The sequence below is a fragment of the Streptomyces sp. HD genome (genome assembly GCF_028369295.1).
Lineage (GTDB): Bacteria > Actinomycetota > Actinomycetes > Streptomycetales > Streptomycetaceae > Streptomyces.
In genome coordinates this window covers 47,753-54,077 of the sequence record NZ_JAQMYP010000064.1, presented here as the reverse complement: position 1 = coordinate 54,077, position 6,325 = coordinate 47,753, and the positions used below count along the sequence as shown (strand labels likewise).

3 protein-coding genes and 1 pseudogene are annotated in these 6,325 nt (G+C 67.4%); all 4 read left to right on the top strand.

Features of this window, described 5'->3' with window-relative positions:
• A pseudogene (locus POF73_RS40240) lies at window positions 1-2,125 on the top strand (hypothetical protein); the annotation flags it as partial.
• Window positions 2,122-3,150 carry a hypothetical protein gene (locus POF73_RS40235; RefSeq protein ID WP_272124360.1) on the top strand — a complete coding sequence of 343 codons (1,029 nt, stop codon included), beginning with the start codon at window positions 2,122-2,124 and terminating at the stop codon, window positions 3,148-3,150. The pseudogene POF73_RS40240 and the gene POF73_RS40235, both read left to right, overlap by 4 nt.
• Window positions 3,151-3,332: 182 nt before the next feature.
• Entirely contained in the window at window positions 3,333-5,495 is a 2,163-nt protein-coding gene (locus POF73_RS40230) for a hypothetical protein (RefSeq protein ID WP_272124359.1), read from the top strand.
• On the top strand, window positions 5,492-6,322 hold the full coding sequence (locus POF73_RS40225; protein ID WP_272124358.1) for a hypothetical protein: 831 nt from the start codon (window positions 5,492-5,494) through the stop codon (window positions 6,320-6,322). The genes POF73_RS40230 and POF73_RS40225 overlap by 4 nt, the downstream gene beginning before the upstream one ends.
• Window positions 6,323-6,325 lie beyond the last annotated feature (3 nt).

Below are 6,325 nucleotides of genomic sequence, written 5' to 3'. Positions count from 1 at the left end.
AAATAAACTGTCTAGCGCTCGTCTGATGGTTCTTATTTTTTTTAGTGTCAGCGCGGGGGCTGACGGCGGCACCGGTGCCGGCCCGGACGGCGGCGCGAACACGGACGGCGGCGCCAACACGGGCGGCGGTGCGGGGACGGACGGCGGTGCGGGGACGGACGGCGGTTCCGGCGCGACCGGCACTTCGGGCACGAACGGCGGGGCGGGTGCTCAAGGCGGTTCGGGGACCCAGGGCGGGTCGGGGACCCAGGGTGGTTCGGGCGGCCAGGAAAGCACGGGCACCGGTGGCGGTACAGGCAGTGGCGGTGGCACGGGTACGGGCGGTGGCTCGGGTACTGGCGGTGGCACAGGTACGGGCGGTGGCTCGGGCACCGGTGGTGGTTCGGGTGGCAGCACCGGCGGTGGTAACCCTGCGTCGACCCAGATCATCTCCTATGAGGGCGCGGGGGCGGACGACACGGTTCCGCTCGCTCCGGGGCCCTTCGAGGACAAGTCGCTCTGGGACGACGTACATGACCAGGAACGCCACGACCGGACGTTCATGGATCACGTCCGTGGCTTCTTCGTGGCCCCGACCAAGAGCTTCCTGGCCAGCACCATGGACTTCGTCGACGACCCGGTCGGCTCGCTCAAGGACACCTGGAACGGTCTGAAGAGCTACACCACGAACTGGTGGGGCGACAAGGCCGACGAGCTGGGCAAGGAGTGGGACAAGGGGAACTACTTCTCCGCCGCGTGGGGTTGGCTCAACTCGCCCGAGGACTTCGTCTCCGATCTGGCGATCGACACCTTCGTCGACAAGGAGAACTGGGAGAAGGGCAACTACGGCGCCTCCATCGGCAACACCCTTGTCAACGTCATCGGCATCTTCAGCCCGAAGACCATCACGAAGTTCACCAAGTTCAAGAAGCTGGCCGAGGTCGGTGAATCCCTCGACAAGGCGGCCGGCGCGGCCGAGAAGGCACGCAAGGCAGCTCAGGCCGGTGACTTCGACGGCGCGAGGAAGGCCGCGGACGAGGCCCAGAGGCATGCCGACGAGGCGAAGAAGAAGGCTGAGAAGAATGGCAGCTGCACCATCGCCATCGGGCGCGTCCCGTATGGCGGTGGCGGCCTGCGCGGAGTCCCGGGCAGTGGCACCGGCGTCCTGGCGGCGCCGCAGGGCGGCCGGATCGTGGTCGCCGAGGGAGGCGGCAAGGAGTGCACGGGCGACGACGCCGACGACGCACGCCAGGCCCAGCAGGAGGCGCTGGACGCGCGGGCCGGTCTGCTGCGGGAGCAGATCAAGGCGCAGAAGCAGCTCCCGAAGAACGAGCGGGTCAACAACCTGCAGGAGAGCCAGCTTGAGAACCTGCTCAAGCGGGCCAAGGACGACGTCGACCCGAACTCCAAGGACATCAGCAAGAAGGATGCGGCCGACGCCATCGCCGACGTCTCGGAGCTGATGGCCCAGAAGAACATCGACCCCCTCAGCCGGGGGAAGCTGGGGTCCAAGGTGCTGAACTCCCCGGACAAGGACAAGCTCGCCGAGAACCTTGCCGAGGCGAACACCACCAAGCACGTGGCGCAGAACGAGGCAGCGGACGGCAGCACGGTGTACTCGTCGGTCGGCGAGGAGACCAAGCAGACGAAGCTCCCGGACGGCCTGGGCGGCGAGATCGACGTCTCGGGGATCCCGGACGCCGACGTGGCCTACCGCGGCAAGGACGGCAAGGTCCATGTCGCGGAGGTCAAGAACCGGGGGAACGCGACAACTCAGGCGTCCCTGCCCGCCCAGGCAAAGCGGTTGGGAGACTGGCAGAAGGCAGCACCCGGCCGTGTGGCCCGATACGAGATCGCCACCACCAAGGACTGGCAGAAGATCTTCGACAAGTTCCAGTACAAGAAGCAGAGCAAGGCGCAGAAGGCGGCGAACGAGCCGAAGGTCCGTCCCGAGGGCACACCTGCTTCGGAGATGTCCAAGCACGGCGTGGGAGCGCGCATCGCCGGCCAGGATGTGTCCCCCGCGCAGCTCAAGGCGATGGACGACGCCTGGAACGCCAAGAGCGACGCCGAGAAGTACGAGGCCATCCACTCCGGCAAGATGAAGGACCCGAAGACCGCGATGGAGTACTTGGGGGTCTCATGACCGACGATCAGCAGGTGCCCGAGAAGCAGGTGCCCGTGATCCTCGGGGAACTGGCTGCAGCGATGGCCGACGCCCCGCCGACCACCGACGGCTACTGGACCTCCGAAGAATTGCACGACCTCTACGAGCGGTTTGAGAAGGAACCTGACCTGACGCTCACTGACGGGCAGCGACGGCTCTTCACAGCCCAACGCGCTCGTCGCGCGGCATCGTCCCGTGTCCATGGTTTGTTGCGCTCGCTGGAGAAAGCCGTCGAGGCCGGCCAGGTGACCGACAGCGCCGAGGCCGCCGTTCTTGCCGAGGCATGTGTGCGCGCCAGACTTGCGTCGTTCGAAGCGGTCGGCGTCCTGTACGCCCTGGGTGTGCCGTATGGCGAGCAGGCTCTGGCGCGTCTGGTGCCTGACAGCAATGTGGTCGACAGCGATCGACGCTGGGGCCGCTGGTGGCTGAGGCGCCTGCGGGAGCCGATGTACAGGGGAATGGCGAGCCGACCTGTCGAGGGCGAGGAGGCACTGCTGCCAGAGGTGGCGCGAGACCTGACAGCCGGCTGGCAGGGCGGCTGGGAGATCGAGGAGGAACCGACGGGGGAGCGCTTCGCTCAGGCCCGCGCCATTCTCGAAGCTCTTCTGCCCAGCAGCAGGCTGGCGTTTTCGGAACCCGTTCCCGAATGGGAGGGGGACTGGGACGAAGACGAGGACGAGCGCCCCGACTGGCTGGAGATCCGCATGGTTCTGCGAGAACTGATGCCGGATGTCAGGCTGGTCACCCGCGAGCGTATGACCGAGGGCTGGTACGAGTGCCGGCAGCTGGGGCTGGACTTGCAAGGTGAAGGGCCCGAGGAGTTCGGTGACCGGTGGGCCACGCGCATCAGTGCTTGGACCGCGGAAGGCATGCTCTCCTGGCTCTGGCGAGAGGATCAGTTCTCTCCATGGGCCCAGGACCTCGCCATGCGCTACATCGACCGGAACGTCGCCGTGACCGAGGCGACCCGCCTGCTGTCCGAGGCGGCGGAGGGGGGCTCCTGAAGCCCTGGCCGTGGGGCCGCCATCATTGGGACTTGGGACCGGAGTTGGGTCCTGGGGCCCACGCGCGTTGTCAGTGGTCGTTCATATGATCACCGGCTATGTCGGCTTACTACGGCTCCGGGGCGCCCTTCAACTCCCCTCCCCTGTATGGCACAGGCCGAGTGAGGATGCCGCGCGCTCTCGTGGCGGCGCGGGTTCTGCTCTTCGTGCTTCTCGGGTTCACCGTCCTCGGTGTCCTGGGTGTGCTCGCGGTGCTGCCGGTGACCGGCGAGGTCCTCGGGATGCTGGTGTACGCGGCCGCGCCCGGTGTGGCCGGAGCGGTTCTGGCCCGTAGGGCATGGACCGGTGGCCGGTATGTGCGGTGGTCGCTGATCGGTGTCCAGGCGCTGCTGATTCTGCAGGCGACGGGCTCGATCGGGCGTGCGGATCCACGTGGGCTGGCGCAGTTGGCGATTCCGGTCGCGGTGATCGTGCTGCTGTCGCGGCGTTCGGCGCGGGAGTGGTTCCTGCTGGCGGAGCTGGAGCGGGAGGAGAACCCCGGCTTCAGCCTGGCGCGGATGCTGAAGTGGCGGCACAGCGACCAGGGGCAGACCTCGGCCGAGTACGCCGGGCTGGTGGCCGTGGTGGCCGCGATCATCGTGGCGCTGCTGGTGACGGGTTGGGGTGGGCAGATATCGAGCGGTATCCAGTCTGCGGTGTGCTCGGTGACGGGTGCCGGGTGTCCTCCGCCGGACGGAGACGGGGGCACGTCGGTCGAGGCAGGCGACGGTCAGGGCGACAGCGCCGGGGCGACGCAGGGCGGTGACGGGGCGGCGTCAGGGTCGGGAGGATCGGCTGCCGGCGGTGCCAACTCCGGTGGTGCGAACGGGGGATCCGCTTCGGGCGGTGCGAACGGCGGTACCTCCGGCACCGGCGGTACGGAGGGCGCCGCGTCGGGCGGCAACGGTACCGGCAACGGCGGCGCATCCGGTGGCGGGACCGGTGGTGACAGCGAGGCCGGTCCTGGCGACGACGCCGACGACGTAGAGGCGCAGGACGCCCCGCAGGAAGACGGTGGCGAGGGCGGCGAGGACGGGGACGACGGCGGGGACGACAAGAGCACCCTGGATCAGCTCGGTGACCTGTTCACCTCGCCGTTCAAGTCGGCGTGGCAGGACGTCAAAGACACCGGCAACATGATCCTGCACCCCATCGACTCGGCGAAGCAGATCTGGGACGGCCTGTCCACGTACACCGGTGACTGGTGGTCGGCCAAGGCCGACGAGTTGGGCAAGCAGTGGGACAAGGGCGGCTGGAACTACCTCGGCGTACCACTGCAGTGGGTCGCCTCTCCCTTTGAGTTCGCCGGGGACTTCCTCGTGGACTCGTTCGTGGATGTCGAGTCCTTCAAGAACGGTGACTGGGGCGCGGGCATCGGCAATACCGCCTGGAACATCGGCTCGATGTTCATTCCGGGTGTCGGTGAGGTGAAGTGGCTCAACAAGCTGAACAAGCTCAACAAGCTGAACAAGGCGACGAAGCTCACCGAACAGGCCGCCGAGGCGGCGGAGAAGGCCCGTAAGGCCGCCAAGGCGGGCGATGCCGACGCCGCACGCAAGGCGGCCGACGACGCGGACAAGGCCGCCGACGATGCGGAGCGGGAGGCCCGCGAGTCCGGCTGCACCATCTCGGCGCCGACCCGCAGAATCCCTTACGGCGACAGCGGCGCCGGTCTCACTGGCTCCTCCGGTACGGGTACGACGGTCATCGCTGCGGGCCCGTCCGACTCTCCGTACGTCATCCTCGCCGAGGGCGGCTGCGACGAGGAGGCCAAGGAACGGGCGAAGGAGGCCCGTGAGCAGGCGGAGGAGGCAGACAAGGCCGCGGACGAGGCGGAGAAGAAGAACGGCAGCAACAAGCCGACCAACGAGTGGCAGGCGGGAGGCGACGTTCCCGGTCCGGCGGCCGGGAAGACGCTGAGGTTCCCCAACAAGCGGCATACCGTCGGCGGAGCGGGCAGCGGTCAGGTCAAGGAACGCAACACCGTGATCCTCCGAGGTAACGAGGATCTGGTCCGCGCAGACATCGAGGCAATAGCGAAGGGGCGTGCCAAGCTCCTGCCGGACAAGAACACGTACGAGATCAACGGACGGATGTATCGAGTAGAGGACACCGGAACCGTCTTTCCGGTCTCCGGCCCTGGCCTGGTCGACATGGACCGCATTGAATACGCTGCCCTGAAGGAGATCGTGCGGAACAAGGGCGACCTCAGTAAGTCGCAGCAATTGCAGCGCGATCCCAAGTTCATCAACAATCCGGACAAGATTGCGAAAGCCAAGCAGGTGTATGACGGGACGTACAAGTGATCGCGAATCTTTTCACCGTCGCGGAACCAGAGCCGTCGAGCCTCCGCGGGGCATTGGCTCAATTGCTGGCGGTCCCGAGCGACGCGGTCGATGTCGCCGACACGGACGGCGACCAGGAAGCGCGACGCTGGGACTCACCCGTCCTGTGCACGTACCGCGTGCTGCCGCCCGGTGACCTTGCGCTGGAGCTCGACATCTACGTCGAGGACGGGACGGCCGGAGCCCTGAGTGAGGCGGGTCTGGCACAGGGGCTCGCTGCCCGGACGGCGACCTCGGTCCTCTACCCCTCGCTGGACCTCGACTTGGACAGCGCATACTGGGTCGCGGTGCCGGACGGACGCGTCGTGAGATGTCGGCTGGAGGCGATCGACTCCGACGAGGACACCACATACCGGGTCGACGCGGTGGAGGCGGAGGTGGCCGATCTTCCCAGCGCGAAGGTGGAGTTCCTCCCCGAAGCCCTCGAATACGAGCCCATCGGGACGCCTCTCTCCGATGCCTTCCTGGCCACGTATCCGACGGGCACGACGGCGAGCGTAGAAGGGCGTGTCCACTACAGCCTGCGCGTATGGGAGAGATTGGTCCGCCGGTTGGAGTCCGACTGGAGCCCTTCGGGCCGGTACAGGGAGGACCTCTTCCGGCGTGACCTGGAGGCCCGGGATGCTCTGGCGTGTCTAGTGGCCGAGGTCGACGACGTGTACGCCGACAGCCTGCGATCCGCCGTGACGCGACTGGACAGGATCTTCCGCACGTCCACCGAACCCGTGAAGGGCGACGAGGCGGAGCGCTGGTGGTGGTGCCGGCGTCCGAGGCGTATTCCGTGGTGAGCC

Excerpts from the sequence above, each read along its gene's own strand:
- POF73_RS40235 (WP_272124360.1), top strand. The coding sequence starts at position 2,122 with ATGACCGACGATCAGCAGGTGCCCGAGAAGCAGGTGCCCGTGATCCTC.